Origin of the sequence: Nonomuraea sp. NPDC005983, from assembly GCF_040614375.1 — a bacterium.
Taxonomy (GTDB): domain Bacteria; phylum Actinomycetota; class Actinomycetes; order Streptosporangiales; family Streptosporangiaceae; genus Nonomuraea.
Window position 1 is genome coordinate 13,069 of sequence record NZ_JBEXUP010000032.1, and the last position, 23,017, is coordinate 36,085.

Below are 23,017 nucleotides of genomic sequence, written 5' to 3' on the forward strand. Positions count from 1 at the left end.
CGGTCCCCGTGTGTACGAGGGAGACGTTCTCGCGGGGAACTGGCGGCGACCGGGCAAGGGGAAGATCCCGCAGGTGCCCGCCGAACCGGACCTGGTCGTCGAAGACGCCGACAGCGGCTTCTGCGGGGCCGTGGTGTCGTGCGACAAGGAGGCCGTCACGCTGGAGGACCGGTTCGGCAAGCGCCGCCTGTTCCCGCTCGCGCCCGCCGCCTTCCTGCTCGAAGGCCAGGTCGTGACGCTGGTACGGCCCACCGCCGCGACCGGGGCGCCACGGCGGAGCGCGTCGGGCTCGATCGCGGTCGAAGGGCTGCGCGCCCGCGTCGCCAGAGAGAGCCGGATCTACGTGGAAGGCGTGCACGACGCCGCGCTGGTGGAACGGATCTGGGGCCACGACCTGCGGGTGGAAGGGGTCGTGGTCGAGTACCTGGAGGGCGTCGACGACCTGCCGGCGATCGTCGCCGAGTTCGGGCCCGCGCCGGGGCGACGGCTCGGCGTGCTGGTCGACCACCTGGTGCCCGGGTCCAAGGAGAGCCGGATCGCCGCCCAGGTCACCTCCCCGCACGTGCTCGTGGTGGGCCATCCGTACGTGGACGTCTGGCAGGCGGTCAAGCCGTCGGTGCTGGGCATCCCGGCCTGGCCGGACGTGCCACGCGGCCTGCCCTGGAAGGAGGGTGTGATCGCCGCCCTGGGCTGGGGCGTGGAGCCGGCCGACGCGTGGAGGCGGATCCTCGGCGCCGTCTCGACGTACACCGACCTCGAGCCCGACCTGCTCGGGCGGGTCGAGGAACTGATCGACTTCGTCACGGAGGCAACATGAGCCAGGACCAGCCGCAGCCGCCGCCCGACGACGACGCCACGAGGCGCGTCAATCCCTCGGACATCCCGCCCGCCTCGCCCTCGGGCCCCCAGTACGGGCCGCCATCCGGCCCCCAGTACGGGCCGCCATCCGGCCCCCAGTACGGGCCGCCATCCGGCCCCCAGTACGGGCCGCCTTCGGGCCCTCAGTACGGGTCCTCCCCGTCCGGCCCCCAGTACGGGCCGCAGTTCGGGGCTCCGTCCGGGCCGCAGTACCCGCCCCCCTCCGGCCCTCAGTACGGCCAGCAGCCCGGTTACGGCGGGCAGCCCGGCTATGGCCAGCAGCCCGGTTACGGGCCGGGGGCCGGTTACGGCGCCCAGGCTGATCACGCCTACGGGCAGTCCGCTCCGCCGCCGCCCGGCTACGGTTACGGGGCGCCGCGGCAGGAGCCGCATGTGCCCGGCAAGTACGGCCCGCGCCCCGGCAGCGACGACACCACGATGGCGATGCTGGCCCACCTGCTCGGCCTGGTCGTCTCCTGGGTCGGCCCGCTGATCATCTACCTGATGAAGAAGGACGAGTCCCCGTACGTCCGGGACCAGGCGGCGGAGGCCCTGAACTTCCAGATCACGATGTTCATCGGCTACCTGGTCGCCGGAGTCCTGACGATCGTCCTGATCGGCCTCATCCTGCTGCCGCTCGTCTGGATCGTGTCGCTGATCTTCCACATCCAGGCCGCCATCGCCGCCAACCGCGGCGCGAACTACCGCTACCCGATCGCCATCCGCCTGATCACATGACGAGGTCGCGCACCAGCGCGTCGGCGAGCAGCCGCCCCTTCAGGGTGAGCACCATCCGTCCCGCCTTGAACGGCTCCGTCTCCAGCAGCCCGTTGCCGAGGGCGGCCGCGACGGCCGACCGGGCGCCCGGGGCGACGCCGGCGAGCGGATAGCCGGACGCCAGCCGCAGTTCCAGCATCAACCGCTCGACGTCGCGGTCCTCGGCGGGGAGCACCTCGCGCGCGTGCGCGGGCGAGGTGCCCGCGGCCAGGCGCTGCGCGTACGCGGCCGGATGTTTGACGTTCCACCAGCGGGTGCCGCCGACGTGGCTGTGCGCGCCCGGCCCGGCCGCCCACCAGTCGCCGCCGGTCCAGTAGAGCAGGTTGTGCCGGCATCTGGCCTCGTCGGACGTCGCCCAGTTCGACACCTCATACCAGCGGAAACCGGCCGCCTCCAGCATGGAGTCGGCGATCTGGTAGCGGTCGGCGGCCACATCGTCGTCGGGCATGGGCAGCTCGCCGCGCCTGATCCTGGCGGCCAGCCGGGTGCCTTCCTCCACGATCAGCGAGTACGCGGAGACATGGTCGGGCTCGGCGGCGATCGCGGCGTCCAGCGTGGCCCGCCAGTCGTCGTCGGACTCGCCCGGCGTGCTGTAGATCAGGTCGAGGTTGACGTGCCCGAACCCGGCCTTCTTCGCCTCCTGGACGGCCTGCGCCGCCCGTCCGGGGGTGTGCCGGCGGTCGAGAACCTTGAGGACGTGCTCGCGGGCGCTCTGCATGCCGAAGCTGACCCGGTTGAACCCCGCTTCCAGCAGACCGTCGAGGTAGGCGGGATCGACCGACTCGGGGTTGGCCTCGGTGGTCACCTCCGCGCCGGGGCGCAGCCCAAACTCGGTGTCGACGGCGCGCAGGATGCGGCTGAGGTCGGCGGCGCGCAGCAGCGTCGGGGTGCCGCCGCCGAAGAACACCGTCTCCACGGGGAGGTCCACGTCGCCCAGGACGCGGCGGGCCAGCCGAACCTCCTCGATCGCGGTGTCGGCGTAGTCGCGCTGCGAGGCGCCGGGGCCCAGCTCGGCGGCGGTGTAGGTGTTGAAGTCGCAGTAGCCGCAGCGCGTCACGCAGAACGGGACGTGCACGTAGAAGCCGAACGGGCGCTCACCGAGGCCGCGCAACGCGCTCTCGGGCAACTCGCCGGACTGAGGGGCGGCCTCGCCGTCGGGCAGGGTGGATGGCACGCCTCCAGTCTGCCCGCTACCACCCACTACCCGATCCACCCCCTCCCCCAACGCCCCGCACCAGCCGCCCACTCCCCCCACCTTCTGAGGGTCGGGGGTTCAGCGCAGCAGGGCCCCGGCGACGGCGGGCCGGTGGCGCCGCTGCCTGTCACCGCCCGCGACCGCCAGGGCCGGTCAGGTCGGCGTCAGATCGGAGCCGGTGCCCAGGACCCGCTTGGCCGCCTCGTCCCAGGCGCTGTCGTGCCCGGGAAAGGCGACGACGCGGCGCATCAGCTCCTTGTCGCCGTGGAAGGCCAGGAAGGACTGGGCCACCGTCACGCTCCCCTCGGGACGCGACACGATCTCCACCTCGTCCCCCACTTCCAGCTCGCCGGTCTCCACGACCTTCAGGTACGCCCCGGGACGTCCGGCACGGGTGAACCGATTGACCCAGCCCGGCTCGTCCATCCAGTTCCTGAACACCACGCACGGCACCCGTGGCCCGCTCACCTCCAGCAGGGCGGTGCCGATCCGCCACCGCTCGCCGAGCAGCGCGCCGTTGACGTCGAGCCCCGAGGCGGTCAGGTTCTCACCGAACCGGCCGTCGGGCACCTCACGACCGAGTTGCCGCTCCCACCAGTCGTAGTCCTCCCTGGCGTAGGCGTAGACGGCGTGGCTGGGGGCGCCGTGGTTGGCGAGGTCCGCGCGCTCGTCGCCGGCCAGCCCGTTCGCCCGCACCTCGACCCGGTAGGTGACCGGGGTCTTGTCGATGGCGGTACGCAGGAGCTTGCCTGCCCACTCTGCGTCGACCGCTTTGCCGACATTGACCGAGATGATGCGCATGCTCTTGACGGTAACCGCGAGCTCGTCGGACGGCGATCGGATATTCGCCATGCTCTCCACCCCAGGGTGGAGATCCTCGCCTCAACCCCCGGGCCGATCCGGAGGAACCCCCTGGCTCCTACCTTCTCAGGCATGGACCCGATTCTGGCCCCCGCCCTCATCCTCCTCGCCGTCGCCTTCGTCGTGTACCGGCAGATGATGACCCGTCCCACGGCCAGGAGCGGCCTGGTCTACGTCGCCGGAGCCATGATCGTGCTCGGGCTGGTGAACGGGGCCCTGATCGACACTCGTCACCTGACCATCAGCATCACACTGCTGGTCGTCGAGAGCGTCGCCGCCGTCGCCCTGGGAGCGGTCCGCGCCGCGACCGTCCGCGTCTGGATGGACGCGGCAGGGGTCACCTGGTCGAAGGCCACCGGCTGGACCATGCTGGCGTGGGCCGGCTCGGTGGTGGCCCGCGTCGGCCTCTACTACGCCGGGACGCTGTTCGGCCTCGCCTCCTCGACCAACGGCATCCTGTTCTTCATGGGGCTGACGGTGGGGGTCCAGGCCCTTCTCGTCGCCTGGCGGGGACAGGCCCTGGCCCGCGAGACCAGGCGAGAGGATAGCTTCGTGAGATGACCCCCGAGCCGAGCAGGATCGCCGCCACCGTACTCCGGCTGGGGGCGATCGCGCTGTTCGTGGTGGCGCAGAGCGGGTCTCACCCTGGCCTGAGCCTCAAGGGCGAGGGCCTCGGGGCCACCCTGCTGACGGCGTCCGTGGTGCTGACGCTGCTCGTCGCCGTACTCCCGTCCGCCCCACCAGCCCATGGAGCCCCTCACCCGGCAGGGATGTCCGCTCCGTCGCTCGACGGTGGTGTGGTGCCGGGACCATCCGTACAACGGACGCCAGGGGAGCCTGGGCGCTCGTGGGTCGATGGGGTGGCGGCGTCGCTGAACAGGTTCTCGTCGGCCACGCTGCTCGGCGTGCCGGTCAAGCTGATCGCCCTCGGCCTCGGCGTCGTCCTGTCGATCGTCCTGGACTGGGTGGCGGAGGGTAGCCCCGCCATCGCTGTGCTGTACTTCTGCGTCGGCGCGGCAGGCGCCCGGTACCGGCTGGCGCAGGCGCTGCCGATCGTCGCGCTCGCCGCGACGGGCCTGCTGGTGTCGGGCGCAGACTCCGGCCAACTGGACCGCGACCTCAGCCTGATCTTCAGCATCGGCGTGGTGTTCCTGGTGATGTACTCCATCAAGGAGCGCCGCGCGGCCAGGGCGGTCCAGGCTCGGGAGGCCGTCCTCGCGGAGCGCGCCAGGATCGCCCGGGAGATCCACGACATCCTCGCCCACTCCCTCTCGGCGCAGATCGTCCACCTGGAGGGCGCCAAGCTCCTGCTGCGGGCGGAGCGGAACGACGAGGCCCTGGAGAGGGTGGTGCAGGCGCGCGACCTGGCGAAGTCGGGGCTGGAGGAGGCGCGCAGGGCGGTGTCGGCCCTTCGCGAGGACCCGCCCGCGCTCCCGTCGGCCCTGCGAACTCTGGCCGACGACTTCGAAACCGCCACCGGCCAGTCGTGCACGCTGTGCATCACGGGGACGCGCCGCCGCCTCCAGCCGGAAACGGAGCTTACCCTGATCCGGACCGCCCAGGAGGCCCTCACCAACGTCCGGCGCCACGCCCCTGGCCGGCCCGCCGCCGTCCGCCTCGCCTTCGCCACCCGCTCCTGCGACCTGGAGGTCACCAACCCCGCCGCGTCGGCGCCGGGCGACCCTGGGGGAGGATATGGCCTCATGGGCATGCGTGAACGCGCCGAACTCCTGGGCGGCACCTTGACGGCCGGCGAGACGCCGAACGGCTTCCGTGTCCACCTCAAGGTGCCGGCGTGACCTCCCGCCACCGCCAGAAGGAGGGCATGCCCCGTTCATCCGCTCGCCCGCGTCGACGGTGGTGCTCGTGACGAACGTCAGGGTGGTGGTGGTCGACGACCAGACCGTGGTCCGTGAGGGGCTGGTGCTGGTGCTGGGGCTGCTGCCCGGGATCGAGGTCGTCGGATCGGCGGGCGACGGTGAAGGCGCGCTCCGGATGGTGTCGGAGCAGCGTCCGGACGTCGTGCTGATGGATCTGCGGATGCCGCGCATGGACGGCGTGGAGGCCACCAGGCGGATCCGGGCTGAGTACCCCGGGACCCAGGTGGTGGTGCTCACCACGTACGCGGACGACGAGTCGGTGTTCGCGGCGCTCAGGGCGGGAGCGCGCGGCTTCCTCACCAAGAGCGCGGACTCCGACGAGATCGCCAAGGCGGTCGCCACCGTCGTGCGGGGCGACGCCCAGCTTGACCCGGCCGTCCAGCGACGCCTCCTCGACTCCATAACCCACCCGAACCCCTCGCCTCGGGGCTCCGAGCCTCGTCCCGACACGCAGCCGCCGGGCTCCGCGCGCACGAGCGCCCCGCGCTCCGACGCCGAGGGCCCACCCCATGACGCGGCCGCATCCCGCCCCGGGACGCCACCCTCTGCCTGGACCGTTCGGCACCGTGGCGGCGATGGCCCGCTTCCTGACGGATTGACGCCTCGTGAGGTCGAGGTGCTGCGGCTCATCGCCGAAGGGCTGTCGAACGCGGAGATCGCCGCCCGGCTCTACGTCACCGAGGCCACCGTCAAGACACACATCAACAACCTCTTCGCCAAAGCGCGGCTGAGGGACCGGGCCCAGGCGGTCACCTACGCCTACCGGCACGGCCTGGCAGCGACCTGACCTCGCCTCCGTCGTCTCCGTGGAGCCTGTGGGCGGTGAGGGCACGGCGGCAGGCTACCGGCCGTCGGAGGTGTTCAGTTGTGATTCCGCGTCAAAGCCCGCGAGCTGTAACAGCGTTTCGAGCGCCGCCTGGCGGGACTCCTCCGCCGACGCACCCCGCTCGCCGAAGCACTCCGCTGCGACGTCGAGCACGGCCTTGACCACGGCGGCATCCGGGTACGGCACGTCGACCAGCACGGTGCCGTCGTCGGACGCCTCGGCCGGGGACAGGTGGAGCCTCAGCAGCCGCCGGGTCTCCTCGGCCACCGCGACCCCCAGTACTGCGGCACGTTCGAATCGCTCAGAAGCAATCACGAGACCCTCCAGTCGCACACGTGTTCGGCTCCGAAGATAGAGGGCCGCACCGACAGAATCCCCGACACCATCGGGGTTCTCGCGAGAAAGCGCTGGAACGAGAGGGCTGAAACGAGAAAGGGCCGGACGAGAGGAGACCACCCGGCCAGCGGCAGAAGCGCGTGCGTTACCTGGCCGCCAGGCCCCACGGACGGCTGGAGGGAGGAGGACCTGGAGCCCCGCAGGCTCCTCGACGCCCCCGCCGTGCTGGGACTGCAACCGAACGCCCCGCAGTGCTCGACCTGTGGCCGAACGCCCGGACGTGCTCGACCTGTGGCCGAACACGCCCGCGGGCGTCCGGAAAGGCTACTTCTTGGTCTTGTCGACGCTCGAATCCGTGGACAGCGCGGCGACGAAGGCCTCCTGGGGGACCTCCACCCGGCCGACCATCTTCATCCGCTTCTTGCCTTCCTTCTGCTTCTCCAGCAGCTTCCGCTTACGCGAGATGTCGCCGCCGTAGCACTTGGCCAGGACGTCCTTGCGGATGGCGCGGATGTTCTCGCGGGCGATGACCCGGGCCCCGATCGCCGCCTGGATCGGCACCTCGAACTGCTGCCGCGGGATCAGCTCGCGCAGCTTCTTGGCCATCTCGACGCCGTACGCGTACGCCTTGTCCTTGTGCACGATGGCGCTGAACGCGTCGACCGCCTCGCCCTGCAGCAGGATGTCGACCTTGACCAGGTCGGCCTCCTGCTCGCCGGCGGGCTCGTAGTCGAGCGAGGCGTAGCCGCGGGTGCGGGACTTGAGCTGGTCGAAGAAGTCGAAGATGATCTCGCCGAGCGGCAGCGTGTAGCGGATCTCGACGCGGTCTTCGGAGAGGTAGTCCATGCCGAGGAGGTTGCCGCGGCGGCCCTGGCAGATCTCCATGATGGCGCCGATGAACTCGGCGGGCGCCAGGATGGTGGACTTGGTGACCGGCTCGTAGACCTGCGCGATCTTGCCGCCGGACGGGAACTCGGACGGGTTGGTGACGGTCAGCTCGGAACCGTCCTCCATGACGACGCGGTAGACGACGTTGGGAGCGGTGGAGATCAGCGACAGGCCGAACTCGCGCTCCAGCCGCTCGCGGACGATCTCCATGTGCAGCAGCCCGAGGAAGCCGACTCGGAAGCCGAAGCCGAGCGCGGCCGAGGTCTCGGGCTCGTAGATCAGGGCGGCGTCGTTGAGCTGGAGCTTGTCGAGCGCCTCGCGGAGCTCGGGGTACTCGTCGCCGTCGATCGGGTACAGGCCGGAGAACACCATGGGCTTGGGGTGCTCGTAGCCCGCCAGCATCTGGCTCGCGGACTTGGCGGCCGAGGTGACGGTGTCGCCGACGCGCGACTGGCGGACGTCCTTCACACCGGTGATCAGGTAGCCCACCTCGCCGACTCCCAGCCCCAGGTCGGACGGCTTGGGCTCGGGCGAGATGACGCCGATCTCGAGGGTCTCGTGGGTGGCGTTGGTGGACATCATCAGGATGCGCTCGCGCTTGCCGAGGTGCCCGTCGACCACCCGGACGTACGTCACGACGCCGCGGTAGGTGTCGTACACCGAGTCGAAGATCAGCGCGCGGGCGGCCGCGTCGGCGTCGCCGACCGGCGCGGGCACGGTCTGGACGACGTGGTCGAGCAGCTCGCGCACGCCCACGCCGGTCTTGCCCGACACGCGCAGGACGTCGGACGGGTCGCAGCCGATCAGCCCAGCGAGCTCCTCGGCGAACTTCTCCGGCTGCGCGGCCGGCAGGTCGATCTTGTTGAGCACCGGGATGATGTGCAGGTCGGCGTTCATGGCCAGGTAGAGGTTGGCCAGGGTCTGCGCCTCGATGCCCTGGGCGGCGTCGACCAGCAGGATCGCGCCCTCGCACGCCTGCAGCGACCGCGACACCTCGTAGGTGAAGTCGACGTGGCCGGGCGTGTCGATCATGTTGAGGACGTGACCGTCCCACGGTAGGCGGACGGCCTGCGACTTGATCGTGATGCCGCGTTCGCGCTCGATGTCCATCCGGTCGAGGTACTGCGCGCGCATGGAGCGTTCGTCGACGACACCGGTGATCTGCAGCATCCGGTCGGCAAGGGTCGACTTGCCGTGGTCGATGTGCGCGATGATGCAGAAGTTCCGGATCAACGCGGGGTCGGTCTGGCCAGGCTGAGTGCGCACCGAAGTCCGTTTCGACAGGGTTGAGGTCAAGCGTCTTTCATGGTGACATGCCCGGGTGATTGCCCGAACCGTCATCCGCCGCGGCCTGCGCCTGCTCGCGCTTGCCTTGGTCGTCGTGGTCGCGCTGCTCGGCCTCCTCGCCGGCGCGCTCCGGCTTCAGTTTACCGGTGCCCCGGCGGCCTGGGCGAAGAGCACGGGCAACGACGCGCTCTGGCTCGGCCACGCCTGGGTGGACGGCCGCCGCACGGAGCAGGACTTCCAGAGTCTGGCGGCCAGGCTCAGGTCCACCGGCATCAGGGACTTGTACGTCCACTCCGGCCCGTTCGAGTGGGATGGCCGCCTAGATCCCGCCAAATACCCCAACGCCCGAAATTTCGTCCAATGGGGTAAGAAGTACCTGCCCGGCGTCCGCCTCTCCGCCTGGCTCGGCCAGGCCGTCAAGAACGGCCTCGACCTCGACGCCCCCAAGGCCCGCCAGAACGTCCTGGACGGCGTCGCCGACGTCATGCGGGCCGGTTTCGACGGCGTCCACTACAACTTCGAGCCGATCGGCGACGGCGACACGGACTTCCTCGCCCTCCTCGACCAGACCAGGCGCCTGACCGGGCTGCTCTCCACGTCCACCCCGCAGATCGAGCCCTATCCCCTGATGCGCCCGGCGGCCAGGGCGCTGCTCGGCCACGACAAGTACTGGTCCCAGGGGTTCTTCAGGCAGGTGGTGGCCCGCGTCGACCAGGTGGCGATCATGACGTACGACTCGGGCACCCTCACCCAGTCGCTCTACGGCGGCTACGTCGCACGGCAGGCCGCCCTGGCGCTGGACCTCGTCCCGCAGGGCAGGTCGCTGTTCGTCGGCGCCCCCGCCTACCACGACCACGGCCTGAGCTGGTCCGACGACGCCGAGAGCGTCGCCATGGCGGCCCGGGGCGCCAGGCTGGCCCTGTCGGACCACGGCCCGCGCGAGCGCTTCGGCCTGGCCCTGTACGTGGACTTCGCCGCCACGGAGGAGGACTGGCGGGAGTACACTTCGCAATGGGTTATCCAAAACCCTGACCCAGGCCGTTGATTTGAGCGGCCACCTGGGTTATTGGTAACCTGTTCAACTGCGTGTGGCGCGCCCTCTCTCGAGCCCGCGCGCCCCATCCATCACCAGACTTTCACCGAGGCTTCTTCGTGGCGAACATCAAGTCCCAGATCAAGCGCAACAAGCAGAACGAGAAGGCCCGCCAGCGCAACAAGGCGGTCAAGTCGTCCCTGAAGACGGCCGTCCGCAAGTTCCGTGAGGCCGCCGAGCAGGGCGACGTCGAGCAGGCCACGGCGCTCCAGCGCGCCGCCGCCCGCCAGCTCGACAAGGCTGCCAGCAAGGGCGTCATCCACAAGAACCAGGCCGCCAACCGCAAGTCGGCGATCGCCAAGCAGGTCTCCGCGCTGGCCGTCAAGTAGCAGCTACACCCAGGCGCCGCACTCCCGTTGATCGGGGTGCGGCGTTCTTGTTTTCGTCTGGTTTGTGTAACAGTTTCAATATCACATCCGGATCGCCACGCCGTTTCGGGTGTGTCACCCTTACCAAGATCTCTTGCCCTGGGCCCCCTCCTTCCCCAAAAGTGCACTAAACGGGGTGAAGGGGGTCATATGCGGGGGCCGTTGGTCGTCAAACGGGCGTTCAGCGAGCCTTTGCTGTTGCTGGCCGCGTTCGGCTCCATCCTGCTGGCCACGACCACGCTGGTCGCGCTGACCATGTACGCCACGTCCATCGCCGACGTCGGCGTCCGCCGCACGATGGAGACCGCGTCGCTGAGGCAGGTGGCCGCGAGCATCGCCGCGCCCGTCACGTCCGAGACGTTCCCCAGGCTCGACCAGGCTGTGCGCGCCCAGGTGGGCAAGGCGTACGCCGGAGCGCCCGCCGCGATCACGACGAGCTTCGCCTCCGACTCCTACACGTTGCCCGGCCAGGAGGGCCGGAAGACCCCCGAACTGCTCAAGTTCGGCAGCTACGACGGCCTCGACCAGCACGCGAAGCTGGTCTCCGGGGCCTGGCCGAAGGCGTCCGGCGACACCGTGGAGGCGGCGATCTCGCTGTCGGCGGCCTCCGCCACCGGCCTCAAGGCGGGCCAGGAGATCAGCACCGAGGGCCGTCTCGACCACAAGGCGGTCAAAGTCCGCATCTCTGGCGTGTTCCAGCTCAACGACCCGTTCGGCGACCGCTGGGCCGGCGAGCAGCTCCTCAGCAGGGGCGTGACGGTGAGTGACTACACCACCTACGGCCCGCTGATGGTGCCGCGCGAGACGTTCCTCGCCCGGTTCGCCACGAACGTCACCGCGACCTGGACCTCGGTGCCCGACCTCCGCGCGCTGACGCCGGAGCAGCTCAGGCCGTTCGCGGCCAGGGTCGCGCAACTGCGCGAGGAGCTGAAGCGCAACGGCTGCCCGGCCTGCACCGCCGAGAGCCGCCTGCCGAACATCCTGTCGCAGCTCGACACGGCCGCGCTGGTCTCCAGGTCCACGATGCTGATCCCGGTGCTGCAGTTGCTGCTGCTCGCCGCGTACGCGCTCATGCTCACCGCGCGACTGCTGGCCGACCACCGGCGTATGGAGGTCGCGCTGCTGCGCTCGCGGGGCGCGGGCACGGTGCGCCTGGCCGTCCTGGCGGGTAGCGAGGCGCTGCTGGTGGCGATCCCGTGCGCGATCGTCGCGCCGTTCCTCGGGCCGCCGCTGCTCGCCCTGGTCAACGCGCTGCCCTGGATCAGTGCGTCCGGGGTGCGGCTGGCGCCGGACACCGATCTCGGGACGTTCCTGGTCTCGATCAGCGTCGCCCTCGCCTCGGCCGCGCTCCTGGTGCTGCCCGCGCTGGCGGGCGCCCGCCGCACCTACATCGAGGAGCAGGCGGCACGCGGGCGCAGCGGCGGGCGCGGTCTGGTCGAGCGGGCGGGCGCGGACCTGGCGTTGCTCGTCGTCGCCGGGCTGGCCATCTGGCAGCTCCAGCACTACGGCGCGCCGGTCACCACCACCGCGAGCGGCGCGCTGGGCATCGACCCGCTCATCATCTCGGGGCCCGCGCTGGCGCTGCTGACCGGCGGCATGCTGGGTCTGCGCCTGGTGCCGCGCATCTCGAAGGTGGCGGAGCGGATCACGTCCAGGCGCCCGACGCTGGCGCCGGCGCTGGGGGCCTGGCAGGTGAGCAGGCGCCCGCTCAAGTACGCGGGGCCGACGCTGCTGCTGACCATGGCCGTGGCGATCGGGATCGTGTCGATGGCGACCGCGTCCACCTGGCGTTCTTCGCAGCTCGACCAGGCCCGCCACCAGGCGGGGGCGGACCTGCGGCTGTCGGGCCCGCCCGACGGTCCCGAGCTGGGCACGTTCGGGCGCGGCACCGCGTTCGCCGCGCTGCCGGGCGTGACGGCCTCCTCCCCCGCCTTCCGCGGGCAGGTCGAGCTGAGCGGCGAGGACGCCGTGCTGCTCGGCCTCGACGCCGCCAAGCTGGGCGAGCTGTTCCAGCTCCGTCCTGACCTGTCGGCGCAGCCCGTCCCGGAGCTGGGCCGGGCGCTGGTCTCGGCGCGCGGCCAAAACGGCGGGGTCGGCGGGGTTACGGTGCCGGGCAGTCCCGCGCGGCTCACGGTCGAGGCCCGCGCGAGCGGCGAGGTCCCGCTCAGGCTGGTGCTCGCCGACGCCCTGGGCGTCTGGCGCGAGCTCCCCCTGGGCATGCTGAAGGCGGGCGACAACCGGCTGGACGTGGACCTGAAGGCCCTGGCCGGGCGGAACGGGAAGATCACCTACCCGCTGTCGGTCCGTGGCCTCATCGCCAACCCGCCGCAGGAAGGCGGCGTGGACGTCACTCTGACCGGCCTGAGCGCCGACGGCCGGCCGTTCACCCCGCCCCCGGCGACGCTGCGCGCGACCGGATCGCACCCCGTCGTGGCCGCCTTCCCGCCGGCCCGGGTCGCGCCGCTGCCCGTGCTGCTCACCGCCGACCTCGCGAAGACCCTCAAGCTGGACGCGGGCCAGGTCGGCCGGGTCACCCTGGACCGCAGGATCATCGAGGTGAAGGTGGCGGGCGTGGTCGAGCGCATGCCCACCACCACGCCCGACCAGTCCGCCGTCCTGGCCGACTGGGCGACCCTGCAGGAGCACGGGCTGGCGGCGGCCCAGCTGCCCAGGCCCGCCACCGAGTGGTGGCTCGCCACCACCGGCACCGCCGCGAGCCAGGCGCTCAAGGCCAAGCCCGAATGGGACGTCACCGCCGTCGACCAGCGCGAGCTGGCCGCGACCCTCCAGGACGACCCGCTGGCCAGCGGCCTGCAGGGGGCGCTGATCCTCGGCTTCCTGGCGGCGTTGGTGTTCGCGGCGCTCGGGTTCCTGGTCAACGCCACGGTCGCGGCCAGGGAGCGGATGGCCGAGTTCGCCATCCTGCGAGCACTCGGCGTGAGCTTCAGGCAGGTGTTCGGCCTGCTGGCGATCGAGCAGACGTTCGTCATCGGGCTGTCGCTGGTGGCGGGCACCGTGCTCGCGGTCGCCGTCGGCACGCTGGTGGTGCCGCACATCGTGCTCACCGGGCAGGCCTCGGCCGTCACCCCCGACGTGGTGCTCGACATCCCGTGGGCGGCGACCGCGGCGATGCTGGTGCTGGTGGCCGCCGTCCTGTTCGCCATCGTCGCCGTGCTCGCGCGCAACCTGCGCAGGCAGGGGCTCGGCCGCGTCCTGGAGGATCAGTGAAGACCCTGCTGCTTGCCCGGGTGCACCTGGGCGTGGTGGCCGTGCTGTCGGTGCTCACGCTGAGCGCCTGCCTGCTCGTCGCGGGCCTGCCGCGGGCGATGCAGGGCTCGTTCGACGACGCGCTGCGCCGGACGCTGCGGTCGGCGCTGGCCCAGCAGGTCGACCTGACCGTGCGGTTCGAGTCGCACGGCGCGGAGGAGGACCTGCGCGAGCGCGGCCAGTTCGACTCCAGGGACAAGGAGTTCCGCGGGCTCGTCCCCGCCGCGCTGAAGCCGCTCGTGTCGCCGCCGGGGACGGGCACCGGCCACATGAGCGCCGAGACGTTCAACACGCCCGTCAACGGGGCGGGCGGGTCCACCTACATCAACCTCGGCTGGCTGTCCGACGCCGACAAGCGGGTCTCCTGGGTCGCGGGCAGGGCGCCGGGCGCGACCGGGAGCACGCGATGGAACGGGGCGAGCATCCCGCTGTACGAGGTGGGCATCGTGGACGAGGCGCGCTCCGTGATGGGCCTCCAGGTGGGCCAGACCAAGATCATCGGTGAGACCCATCCAGCGGCCGTCAAAATCGTCGGCGTGTTCCAGGCCAACGACCCCGCCGACCCCTACTGGACCCACCACAGCGAGATCCTGCACGCCATCGAGGTCGTGCCGCCGGGCAAGGTGGACAGTGAGAAGTACACGACCGCGCTCATCCCCGACTCCGCCCTGGCCGCGCTCAGCGGCGCCGACCGCAACCTGACGTACAGCTGGGTCCTGCCGATCGCCCCGGCCGCCGGCGGCTCGTTCGACGTCCCCGAACTGGGCGCGGCCGTCGCGTCCATGGCCAAGACGGTCACGCTGCACGCGGCCGACAACGGCGCGGGGTCGGCGTTCTCCCGCAGCCAGTACCGGCTGGACACCGGCCTGCCCAAGCTGCTGTCGGACTTCCTGACCGCGCTGGCCACCGCGCAGACCGTGATGTTCCTGGTGCTCGGCGGGCTGCTGGTGGTCGCGCTCGGCGTGATCGTCCTGGGGGTGCAGCTGCTGGTGGACCGGATGGACGGCGCGCTGGCCCTGGTCCGGGCGCGCGGCGGTTCGCTGCGGCAGGTGGCGGGCGGCGGGGCGCGGCTGGTGGCGCTCGCGGTCGCGCCCGCCGCGGTGGCCGGGTACGCGCTGTCGTACCTGGTGCCGGGGCCGATGATGCCGGTCGTGCACGCGGGACCGCTGCTGGTGCTGGGCACCGCGGTCGGGTTCGCCGCCGCGCGACTGGCCGTCACGCATCGCACGCCGCTGCACGAGCGGCGCGACGACGTGGCGGGCGCGCCCCCCTCGGCCAGGCGGATCACGCTGGAGGTGCTGGTCATCGGCCTCGCCCTGGCCGGCGCCTACCTGCTGCGCACCCGCGGGCTGACGACGCAGGTGGCCGAGGAAGGGCAGGACCCGTTCCTGCTGTTCGTGCCGGTCGCGCTGACGCTCGCCGCCGCGCTGGTCACCATGCGCTGCTACCCGTACCCGCTGAGGCTGTTGGCGCGGCTGGCGGCGCGCAGGCGGCCCGCCGTCCCGTTCCTCGGGCTGACCACCGCCGCCCGCGCGCGCTCCGCCGGCGTGCTGCCGGTGCTGATCCTGCTGCCCGCGCTGGCCGTCTCCGTGTTCGCCGCGGTGATCTCCAGCGGGATCTCCAGCACACAGCGGCTCGCCTCGTGGCAGGGCGTCGGGGCGCCGATCAAGCTGACGTCCCGGCTGAACCTGCCCGCCGACGCCGTCGAGCGGGTGCGCCGGGTGCCCGGCGTGGAGCAGCTGGTGCCCGCGCAGACCGGCAGCGTGCAGCTCGGCTACCTCGGCGAGACCGCGGAGATCCTCGCCGTGGACCTGGCCGGCTGGCAGCGGCTGCTCGACGGCGCGCCGATCAGCGTGCCCGCCGCGCCTGACACGTCCTCCGGCGTCCCCGCCCTGGTCTCCCCCGAGTTGCGCGGACGCCGGGTGCTGGACGTGGGCTGGCAGCAGCGGACCAAGGTCGTCGAGCGGGGCGTGGTGCCCGCGCTGCCGGGGTTCTTCACCCAGGGCAAGTTCCTGGTCGTCCCGTTCGGGGTGAACCAGCGTCCGATGGTGAACACGCTGCTGATCAAGGGGGACGCGGACCCAGCCGCCCTGGTGAAGGCCGCCGGGTCGGGCACGGTGACCACCCAGGTCGGGGCGCTGGCCGCGATCACCGACGATCCGCTCACCGGGTCCGTCCGGGGCGTGCTGCTCATCACCACGGTGGCGCTGGCCGCGTACGCGCTGGTCGCGGTCGTCGTCATGCTGGTGATCGGCGCGGCCGACCGGGCCAGGGCGCTGAGCTTCCTGCGCACGCTCGGCCTGTCCGACCGGCAGGCGCAGGGGCTGACGATCCTGGAGATCCTCCCCTTGGTCCTCGTCACCGCGCTGGTCGGGCTCGCGCTCGGCCTCGGCCTGCCCGCCGCGCTCGGCCCCGGCGTGGACCTGTCGTCCTACGCCGGCGACCTGGCCGTCGGCGACTACGACCTCGACCTGATCACGCCGACAGCGCTGGCAGCGGGGCTCGCCGCCGTCGCGCTGCTCGGCGCGTACGTGCACACCGCCATCAGCCGTCGCCGCAACCTCGGCGCCGTACTCCGAGTAGGTGACCTCTCTTGAACCCGACCCTGTCCGAGCTCGAGGCCAAGGCGACGCAGGAGAAGACCGCCTTCGGCGGCGACGCGCACATCGTGTGCGACAACCTGGTGCGCATCTACAAGACCGAGGGCGTCGAGGTGGTCGCCCTGCAGGGGCTCGACCTGCTCATCCAGCGCGGCGAGCTGGTCGCGATCGTGGGCGCGTCCGGCTCGGGCAAGTCGACGCTGCTGAACGTGCTGTCAGGGCTGGACGTGCCGACCGCGGGCGTCGCCAGGGTGGCGGGCACGGACCTGCTGTCGATGACGGCCAAGGACCGGCTGCGCTACCGGCGCGAGGTCGTCGGCTTCATCTGGCAGCAGACCGCGCGCAACCTGCTGCCCTACCTGACGGCGCGGGAGAACGTCGAGCTGCCCATGAAGCTGGCGGGCGGCGCGCGGCGCGGGCACGCCACGGAGCTGCTGGAGCTGCTGGGCGTCGGGTACTGCGCAGACCGCAGAACGTCCGAGATGTCCGGCGGTGAGCAGCAGCGGGTCGCCATCGCCGTCGCGCTGGCCAACGAGCCGCAGCTCATCCTGGCCGACGAGCCGACCGGCGAGCTCGACAGCGACACCTCAGGGGAGGTGTTCGACGCGCTGCGCAAGGCCAACCGGGAGCTGGGCGTGACCGTGGTCATCGTGACGCACGACCCGCTGGTCTCCGAGCAGGTGGACCGCACGATCGGCATCCGCGACGGGCGCACCAGCAGCGAGACGCTGCGCCGCGAGGACGCCGAGGGCCAGATCGTCGCCGAGGAGTACGCGGTGCTCGACCGCGTGGGACGCCTGCAACTGCCCCGCGACTTCATGAACGCCCTCGAGATGGAGCGCCGGGTGCGCCTCGAACTCGAGTCCGACCACATCGGCGTCTGGCCGGCGCGAGAGGAGCCTTCCAGTGAGCAGTGAGCCGCCCCTGGTCACGGTCGAGGGGGTGCGCAAGGTCTACCGCACCGGGCCGAAGGAGGTCGTCGCGCTCCGCGAAGTGACCTTCGAGGCGTTCCCCGGCGAGCTGATCGCGCTACGCGGACGATCGGGGTCCGGCAAGACCACCCTGCTCAACCAGGTCGGCGGCCTGGACAGGCCCGATGCGGGACGCGTCGTCGTGGCCGGGCAGGAGGTCACCGCGCTGGCCGAGGACGACCTGCTGGCGCTGCGCCGCGACGTGATCGGGTTCGTGTTCCAGTCGTTCGGCCTGATCCCGGTGCTGTCGGCGGCCGAGAACGTCGGTGTGCCGATGCGGCTGGCCCGCACCCCGGTCGCGGAGCGGGACAAGCGGGTGCGGATGCTGCTCTCCCTCGTCGGGCTGGACAAGCACGCGAACCAGCGTCCGTACGAGCTGTCGGGCGGCCAGCGGCAGCGCGTCGCCATCGCCCGCTCGCTCGCGAACCGGCCGCGGCTGCTGCTGGCCGACGAGCCGACCGGCCAGCTCGACTCGCAGACCGGACGCCAGATCATGGAGCTGCTGCGCGCTCTGGTGCGCAGCGAGGGCGTCACCGCGCTGGTCGCCACGCACGACCCGAGCCTCATCACGCTGGCCGACCGGGTGCTGGAGATCAGCGACGGGGTGCTTCGAGAGTCCGTGCCGCAGGAGTCCTGACGATCGCCGCGAGGTTGGCCACGCCCACCGCCACCGCGCCCGCCAACAGCAGCCCGGTGGCGCCGGTCGCGCCTGCCAGCGGCACCGCCACGGCCAGGCCCAGCGGACGCGACGCGAACGAGATGAGCTGGTCGAAGGCGCGTACCCGTCCCAGCGCCTGCTCCGGGATCTCGCGCGCCACCACCGTCTCCCACAGCGGGCTGAGCAGCCCCAGCCCGAACATGGCCACGAGGTACGCGCCCGCGATCACCGCGGCGGGCGCGGGGACGGCGAGGGCCGCCATCGGCAGCAGGTAGAGCGCGGCGCCCACCTGGACGGCCACCAGCGGCCTGCGGATCGGCAGCCGCGGCGCCGCGAACACGCCCGCGACCAGGCCCACCGTGCCGCACTGCACGATCAGCACCCAGCTCGCCTCCCCGCCGAGCTCCCTGACGGCGGTCAGCGGGCCGAGGGTGAGGAACAGCCCGGCCATGAAGTGCCAGACGCCGTGACCGAGGACGCTCGCCAGGAACCACGGCCGGGTCCTGATCTCGCGCCAGCCCTGGGCGAGGTCGCTGCCGAACGTGCCGGCCCGCGCGAGGCGCACCGGCCTGGGCGTGCGGACCCCGCCCAGCGTGAGCGCCGAGCAGGCGAACACCGCCGCGGTGAGCAGCGCCGCCCATCCCGGCCCGGCGACCAGGACCACGCCACCGGCCAGCGCCGGAGCTGCCACGCCCGACAGGCTGGTGGCCACCCCGATCCGGGCGTTCACCCGCAGCCTGTGCTCGTCGGGGACCACGGTGGCCACCAGCCGGGGCACGGCGGGCATCCCGAACGCGATCGCCACTCCGGCCACGGCCGACAGGACGGCCAGGTCCAGCACCCGTCCGGCACCCAGGAGCAGTTCAACTCCGATGGCCGCCTGGGACAGGCCGCGCGTGAGATCGGCGAGCAACGCCAGCCGCTCGGGCCGCATCCGATCGGCCAGCACGCCGCCGACCGGCAGGAACAGCAGCAGCGGCACCAGCTCGGCGGCCAGCACCAGGCCGAGGTCCTCGCCGGACCCGGTGGCGCGCAGGACGGCCAGGGTGAGCGTGGTGGGGATCAGTGCCGTGGCGAGGGCGGAGAGGGCACGCCCGATCATCAGCCGGTTCGTCATGACGGCCGACACTAATTCGCTAGCCAATGTTTCGTCAACAAAATACTTGCTGGCGTATAATCCATGACGTGGACGCAGCAGACTCGGTCGACCGGCATCTCGCACGCTGGCGCGGCAAGGCGCCGTTCGACGAGCGGGCGGAGGCCATCGTCACCCGCATGCAGCTCCTCGTGAAGCACCTCCGCCACACCAAGGAGGCCGCACTCGCGCAGGTGGGGATGCAGGATTTCGAGTTCGAGACCCTGCACCGCCTGGTGGCCCGCAGCGGCACGGCCACCCCCTCCGAACTCGCGGCCGACCTGCTCCTCTCGCCCGCCGGGATGACCGGGCGGCTCGACACCCTGGAGAGGTCCGGCCTGGTGAGACGGGTACGTGCCACCGACGACCGCCGCCGCGTGGACGTGGAGCTCACCCCTCAGGGCCACGACCTCTGGATGGACGCCATGAAGATCCGGGGCGAGGTGGAGGCCGATATGGTCGCCGTCCTGGGGCCGGAGGACCAGGAAGTCCTCGCCGCGCTTCTCAAACGCCTGCTGATCAACGTGGAATCCTCCCGCTGACCTTCCACAGCGACCGCAAACGCCCACGCCCCACGACGCCGCGTCGCATCACGCCGCCTCACACCAGGCCGCGCCGCATCACACCACGCATCACGCCGCCTCACACCAGGCCGCGCCGCATAACGCCGCATCACACCACGCCTCACACCACGCCGCGCCGATCGACGCGGCGGCGCGGGCTGGAGCGTGGCACGCGAGTGTCGGCTAGCGGCCTGTCCGGCTGGCCACGACGACCTGGACCGCGTGCTCCAGCGCGTACGCCGGATCGGCTCCCCCGCCCTTGACCTGCTCGTCGGCGTCGGCCACCGCCTGGATGGCGCGCGACAACCCCTCCGGGCCCCACCCGTTCAGCTGCCGCTTCACCCGGTCGATCTTCCACGGCGGCATCCCCAGGTGACTGGCCAGCTGCCCGCCGCGCAGATTCCGCGGCGCGCCGCCCACCTTCGCGAGCGAGCGCAGCCCTCCGGCCAGCGCGCTCACCAGCAGCACAGGCGCGACGCCCGTGCCGAGCGCCCACCGCAGCTGCTCCAGCGCCTCGGCGAGGCGGCCCTCGATGGCGGAGTCGGCGACGTTGAACCCCGTGACCTCCGCCCGGCCCTTGTGATACCGCGCGACAGCGGCTGCGTTGATCGTCTTCTCCTGCGTGTCGAAGGCCAGCTGGCTGCACGCCGCCGCCAGCTCACGCAGATCGTTGCCCACCGCGTCGAGCAGCGCCTGGGCGGCGTCGGCGGCGATGCTCCGCCCGGCCCGCTTGATCTCCCCCTTGATGAAGTCGAGCCGCTCTCCGGGCTTGGTGATCTTGTTGACCGTGACCACCTGCGCCCCGGCCTTCTTGACCCCGTCGACCAGGGCCTTGCCCTTCACCCCGCCCGGATGCGCCAGGATCAGCACGGTGTCGTCCGACGGGCGACCCGCGTACGCCACGACCTCCGCGATGGTCTCCTTGACGAGATCCTGAGCAGACCGGATCACCACCACGGACCGGTCCCCGAACAGCGACGGCGAGGTCAGCTGGGTCAGCTCCCCGACCCCCACCTTCCCTCCGACGAGATCGTGCACCTCGGCACCGGCGTCGCCGGCCCGCGCGGCCGCGACGACCGCACCGACCGCCCGCTCGGCCAGCAGCTCCTCGTCGCCGACGACCAAGGTCACAGGTGCTGGATCGGTTCCCGCCATGTCAGGCAGCATGCCATGCCCGACCGACAACCGGGAACTCAGCCGATCGCCGCCCCCGACGGCCGCTGGGGACGTCCCGGTCCCTGGCACCTGTGGCGGGGCACCTGGATGCCCGCACGCCGGGCACCGGGAGGAAACTCCGATCTGGCGGTCAGGCATAGCACCGTCGCCCGGACGCGTCTCTAGGACGACAACCGAACTATGGAGGTGATCGTGGACGCCGCAGCAGAGCGACGTTTCCGCGACTTCGTGGCGGCGCGCTCCCCCTCTCTGATGCGCCTGGCCTTCCTGCTGACCGGAGGGGACCAGCACGCCGCGGAGGACCTGCTCCAGACCGCCCTGGCCAGGACGGTCGCCAAGTGGCGCACGGTGGAGGAGCCCGAGGCCTACGTCCGGCAGGTGATGTACCGCCAGCAGGTCTCCCTGTGGCGGCGGGCCACAGGCCGGCGGGAGACCGCCGTCGCGCAGCCACCGGAGCGGGCCGTCCAGGACTCCACGCACGCCGTCGACGTGCAGATCGTCGTACGGCGGGCCCTGGCCAGACTCACCCGCCGACAACGGGCCGTGCTGGTCCTGCGCTACTTCGAGGACCTCCCGGAGGCCGAGGTGGCGGCGATGCTGGGCTGCTCCGTGGGGACCGTGCGCAGCACCGCCCATCGCTCGCTGGCCAGGCTCCGAACCCTGGCACCCGAACTGACCGAGCCGTACAACATCATCGGGGAGGCGATGGCATGACCATCGACGATGTCGTAAGGGAAGCCCTCAGCGGCTGGGCGGACGAAGCGCGCGTGCCGGACAGGCTCGCCGATCGGGCGCTCGGCAAGCGCAGGCGGAACCGGATCAAGGCGTTCGCGGTGATGGCAGGGGCCACCGCGGCCGTCGTGGCAGCCGCTCTGACCGTCCCGACCGCGACCCAGGGGATGGGCGGGGAGACCAGCCGCGTCCTCACCGACGGTTTGATCGCCGGCGGTCCGGCCATCGCGCTCGCAGGACCGCCGGAGCTGTCGACCGACCCGGACGCCGCCGTGCCCGCCAAGCTGGTGGCGACGCCGGAGGTGGCGATGTACGCCTACTACGTCTGGAGCACCGAGAAGATCTCCGACAAGCGGCAGATCCTCACCAGGACCTGGTACCTCTACAACCCCGACACGGAGACCTACGAGAAGTCCCCGTGGGCGAGCGTGGCCGTGGCAGCCGGGGGGTACGTCGCGGTGTTGGAGGATCACCAGTCGCGCCGAGTCGGCATTCTGGGGCCGCATGGCCAGGTGAAGTGGGTCGACCTGGAGCAGCCCGCCTCCTCGGTCGAGTGGTCTCCCGACCGCAAGAAGCTGCTGCTGACCAGCTACGCCTCGAACCCTGACGAGCAGGGCGTCGTCGACGAGAACCTATCGTCGGAGGTCGTGAGTGTCGCCCGCACCGGTTTCTCGGTCGTGGACGTGGAGAGCGGCCAGGCGAACTTCCGTCCGCTGGCCTCCGGCGACGACGTCGGCCAGCGGAACGACCTGCACTGGAGCCACGACGGGATGCTGATCTGGGAGCACGTCAGCACACCGCCGCTGACCAAGCGCTTCTACGACCTGGAGGGAAGCCAGCAGGAGGCCCCACCGAACGTGGCCGGTACACACCAGAAGGCGGGCCTGTCGCCGAGCGGCCGGTCGCTGATGATCGACAGCCCCGACAAGGGCGCGATCGTGGCGGTCAAGGACGTGGCCTCGGGCAGGACCACCCCGCTCAAGCCCGTCGCCGGTCACTGGATCGAGCAGTCCGTCGCCTGGTCGGGCGAGGACAACGTGATCACCTGGGCCTGCGCACTCAAGGGCGTGGACAACTGCGAGATCAGCGAGTTCCGCAACCGCCTGCTCCTGGTCGGCGCGGACGGCAGGCAGGCGGTGCCGCTCACCGGGTTCAGGGAGAACAGCCAGAAGCCGGGCTCCTGGGAGCCGCTCTTCGCCCCCCGCTGATACAGCAGCGCGTGCTGGTCGGGACGCACCCGCCGAGCCGCACCGGAGCGCACATCCCACACGCCCACCTCGACCCGGCGCCAACCGCCAAACTCCCCCACAGCACACCGAACCCCAACCAACTGACATCACTCGACCAAGCACCCCGCAACGAAACGAACCCCCCACTGAAAGGCATCCCCAGGTGGCGGCAGCGGGAGCGTCCCGCGAACTGCGGGAGCGTCCCGCGAACTGCGGGAGCGTCCCGCGAACTGCGGGAGCATCCCGCGAACTGCGGGAGCATCCCGCGAACTGCGGGAGCATCCCGCGAACTGCGGGAGCATCCCGCGAACTGCGGG

Annotated in this window: 20 protein-coding genes; 14 read left to right on the forward strand and 6 right to left on the reverse strand. The window is 71.6% G+C overall.

Annotated elements, in window-relative coordinates; genetic code table 11:
* Positions 1–10: 10 nt before the first annotated feature.
* Complete coding sequence (locus ABZ297_RS16915) at positions 11–817, forward strand: DUF3097 domain-containing protein (RefSeq protein ID WP_355346190.1); 807 nt, start codon at positions 11–13, stop codon at positions 815–817.
* Positions 814–1,596: a DUF4870 domain-containing protein gene (locus tag ABZ297_RS16920; protein WP_355346192.1), complete on the forward strand. Its 783-nt coding sequence runs from the start codon at positions 814–816 to the stop codon at positions 1,594–1,596. Before ABZ297_RS16915 ends, ABZ297_RS16920 begins: the two co-directional genes overlap by 4 nt.
* Here ABZ297_RS16920 and hemW read toward each other — a convergent pair.
* Together hemW and ABZ297_RS16930 are read right to left on the reverse strand one after the other, a co-directional pair.
* Positions 1,589–2,809 carry a radical SAM family heme chaperone HemW gene (hemW, locus tag ABZ297_RS16925; RefSeq protein WP_355346195.1) on the reverse strand — a complete coding sequence of 407 codons (1,221 nt, stop codon included), beginning with the start codon at positions 2,807–2,809 and terminating at the stop codon, positions 1,589–1,591. The two genes, ABZ297_RS16920 and hemW, sit on opposite strands and share 8 nt — an antisense overlap.
* Positions 2,810–2,983: 174 nt before the next feature.
* Complete coding sequence (locus ABZ297_RS16930) at positions 2,984–3,682, reverse strand: MOSC domain-containing protein (RefSeq protein WP_355346197.1); 699 nt, start codon at positions 3,680–3,682, stop codon at positions 2,984–2,986.
* 81 nt (positions 3,683–3,763) lie between these two features.
* Between ABZ297_RS16930 and ABZ297_RS16935 the strand changes: the two genes are divergently transcribed.
* The 3 genes from ABZ297_RS16935 (at position 3,764) to ABZ297_RS16945 (ending at position 6,358) form a co-directional block, all read left to right on the forward strand.
* The gene (locus ABZ297_RS16935; protein WP_355346200.1) at positions 3,764–4,252 is read left to right on the forward strand and encodes a hypothetical protein; all 489 of its coding nucleotides are present in this window, start codon (positions 3,764–3,766) and stop codon (positions 4,250–4,252) included.
* On the forward strand, positions 4,249–5,490 hold the full coding sequence (locus tag ABZ297_RS16940; RefSeq protein WP_355346203.1) for a sensor histidine kinase: 1,242 nt from the start codon (positions 4,249–4,251) through the stop codon (positions 5,488–5,490). Before ABZ297_RS16935 ends, ABZ297_RS16940 begins: the two co-directional genes overlap by 4 nt.
* 67 nt (positions 5,491–5,557) lie before the next feature.
* Entirely contained in the window at positions 5,558–6,358 is an 801-nt protein-coding gene (locus ABZ297_RS16945) for a response regulator transcription factor (protein WP_355346206.1), read from the forward strand.
* A gap of 54 nt (positions 6,359–6,412) precedes the next feature.
* On the opposite strand, the gene ABZ297_RS16950 is transcribed toward ABZ297_RS16945, so the two are convergent.
* Together ABZ297_RS16950 and lepA are read right to left on the reverse strand one after the other, a co-directional pair.
* Positions 6,413–6,712, reverse strand: coding sequence for a hypothetical protein (locus ABZ297_RS16950; protein WP_355346209.1), 300 nt, complete (start codon positions 6,710–6,712; stop codon positions 6,413–6,415).
* Between the two features lie 345 nt (positions 6,713–7,057).
* On the reverse strand, positions 7,058–8,887 hold the full coding sequence (gene lepA, locus ABZ297_RS16955; RefSeq protein ID WP_355346212.1) for a translation elongation factor 4: 1,830 nt from the start codon (positions 8,885–8,887) through the stop codon (positions 7,058–7,060).
* Positions 8,888–8,942: 55 nt separating this feature from the next.
* Here lepA and ABZ297_RS16960 point away from each other — a divergent pair, with 55 nt between their 5' ends.
* The 6 genes from ABZ297_RS16960 (at position 8,943) to ABZ297_RS16985 (ending at position 17,844) form a co-directional block, all read left to right on the forward strand.
* Entirely contained in the window at positions 8,943–9,953 is a 1,011-nt protein-coding gene (locus ABZ297_RS16960) for a hypothetical protein (protein ID WP_355346215.1), read from the forward strand.
* Between the two features lie 107 nt (positions 9,954–10,060).
* Positions 10,061–10,330 carry a 30S ribosomal protein S20 gene (gene rpsT, locus ABZ297_RS16965; RefSeq protein WP_355346218.1) on the forward strand — a complete coding sequence of 90 codons (270 nt, stop codon included), beginning with the start codon at positions 10,061–10,063 and terminating at the stop codon, positions 10,328–10,330.
* Between the two features lie 189 nt (positions 10,331–10,519).
* Entirely contained in the window at positions 10,520–13,597 is a 3,078-nt protein-coding gene (locus ABZ297_RS16970; RefSeq protein ID WP_355346221.1) for an ABC transporter permease, read from the forward strand.
* Positions 13,594–16,233, forward strand: a complete 2,640-nt coding sequence (locus ABZ297_RS16975) for an FtsX-like permease family protein (protein WP_355346224.1) — start codon at positions 13,594–13,596, stop codon at positions 16,231–16,233. The genes ABZ297_RS16970 and ABZ297_RS16975 overlap by 4 nt, the downstream gene beginning before the upstream one ends.
* Positions 16,230–17,153 carry an ABC transporter ATP-binding protein gene (locus ABZ297_RS16980; protein ID WP_355346227.1) on the forward strand — a complete coding sequence of 308 codons (924 nt, stop codon included), beginning with the start codon at positions 16,230–16,232 and terminating at the stop codon, positions 17,151–17,153. Before ABZ297_RS16975 ends, ABZ297_RS16980 begins: the two co-directional genes overlap by 4 nt.
* Positions 17,143–17,844: an ABC transporter ATP-binding protein gene (locus ABZ297_RS16985; RefSeq protein ID WP_355346230.1), complete on the forward strand. Its 702-nt coding sequence runs from the start codon at positions 17,143–17,145 to the stop codon at positions 17,842–17,844. Before ABZ297_RS16980 ends, ABZ297_RS16985 begins: the two co-directional genes overlap by 11 nt.
* On the opposite strand, the gene ABZ297_RS16990 is transcribed toward ABZ297_RS16985, so the two are convergent.
* Entirely contained in the window at positions 17,801–18,982 is a 1,182-nt protein-coding gene (locus ABZ297_RS16990) for an MFS transporter (protein ID WP_355346233.1), read from the reverse strand. The two genes, ABZ297_RS16985 and ABZ297_RS16990, sit on opposite strands and share 44 nt — an antisense overlap.
* Before the next feature lie 68 nt (positions 18,983–19,050).
* On the opposite strand from ABZ297_RS16990, the gene ABZ297_RS16995 reads away from it, so the two are divergent.
* Positions 19,051–19,542, forward strand: a complete 492-nt coding sequence (locus ABZ297_RS16995) for a MarR family transcriptional regulator (RefSeq protein ID WP_355346236.1) — start codon at positions 19,051–19,053, stop codon at positions 19,540–19,542.
* Between the two features lie 204 nt (positions 19,543–19,746).
* On the opposite strand, the gene holA is transcribed toward ABZ297_RS16995, so the two are convergent.
* Entirely contained in the window at positions 19,747–20,718 is a 972-nt protein-coding gene (holA, locus tag ABZ297_RS17000; protein WP_355346239.1) for a DNA polymerase III subunit delta, read from the reverse strand.
* Between the two features lie 213 nt (positions 20,719–20,931).
* On the opposite strand from holA, the gene ABZ297_RS17005 reads away from it, so the two are divergent.
* Both ABZ297_RS17005 and ABZ297_RS17010 read left to right on the forward strand, forming a co-directional pair.
* Positions 20,932–21,453, forward strand: coding sequence for a SigE family RNA polymerase sigma factor (locus ABZ297_RS17005; protein WP_355346242.1), 522 nt, complete (start codon positions 20,932–20,934; stop codon positions 21,451–21,453).
* On the forward strand, positions 21,450–22,679 hold the full coding sequence (locus ABZ297_RS17010; RefSeq protein WP_355346245.1) for a hypothetical protein: 1,230 nt from the start codon (positions 21,450–21,452) through the stop codon (positions 22,677–22,679). Before ABZ297_RS17005 ends, ABZ297_RS17010 begins: the two co-directional genes overlap by 4 nt.
* Positions 22,680–23,017 lie beyond the last annotated feature (338 nt).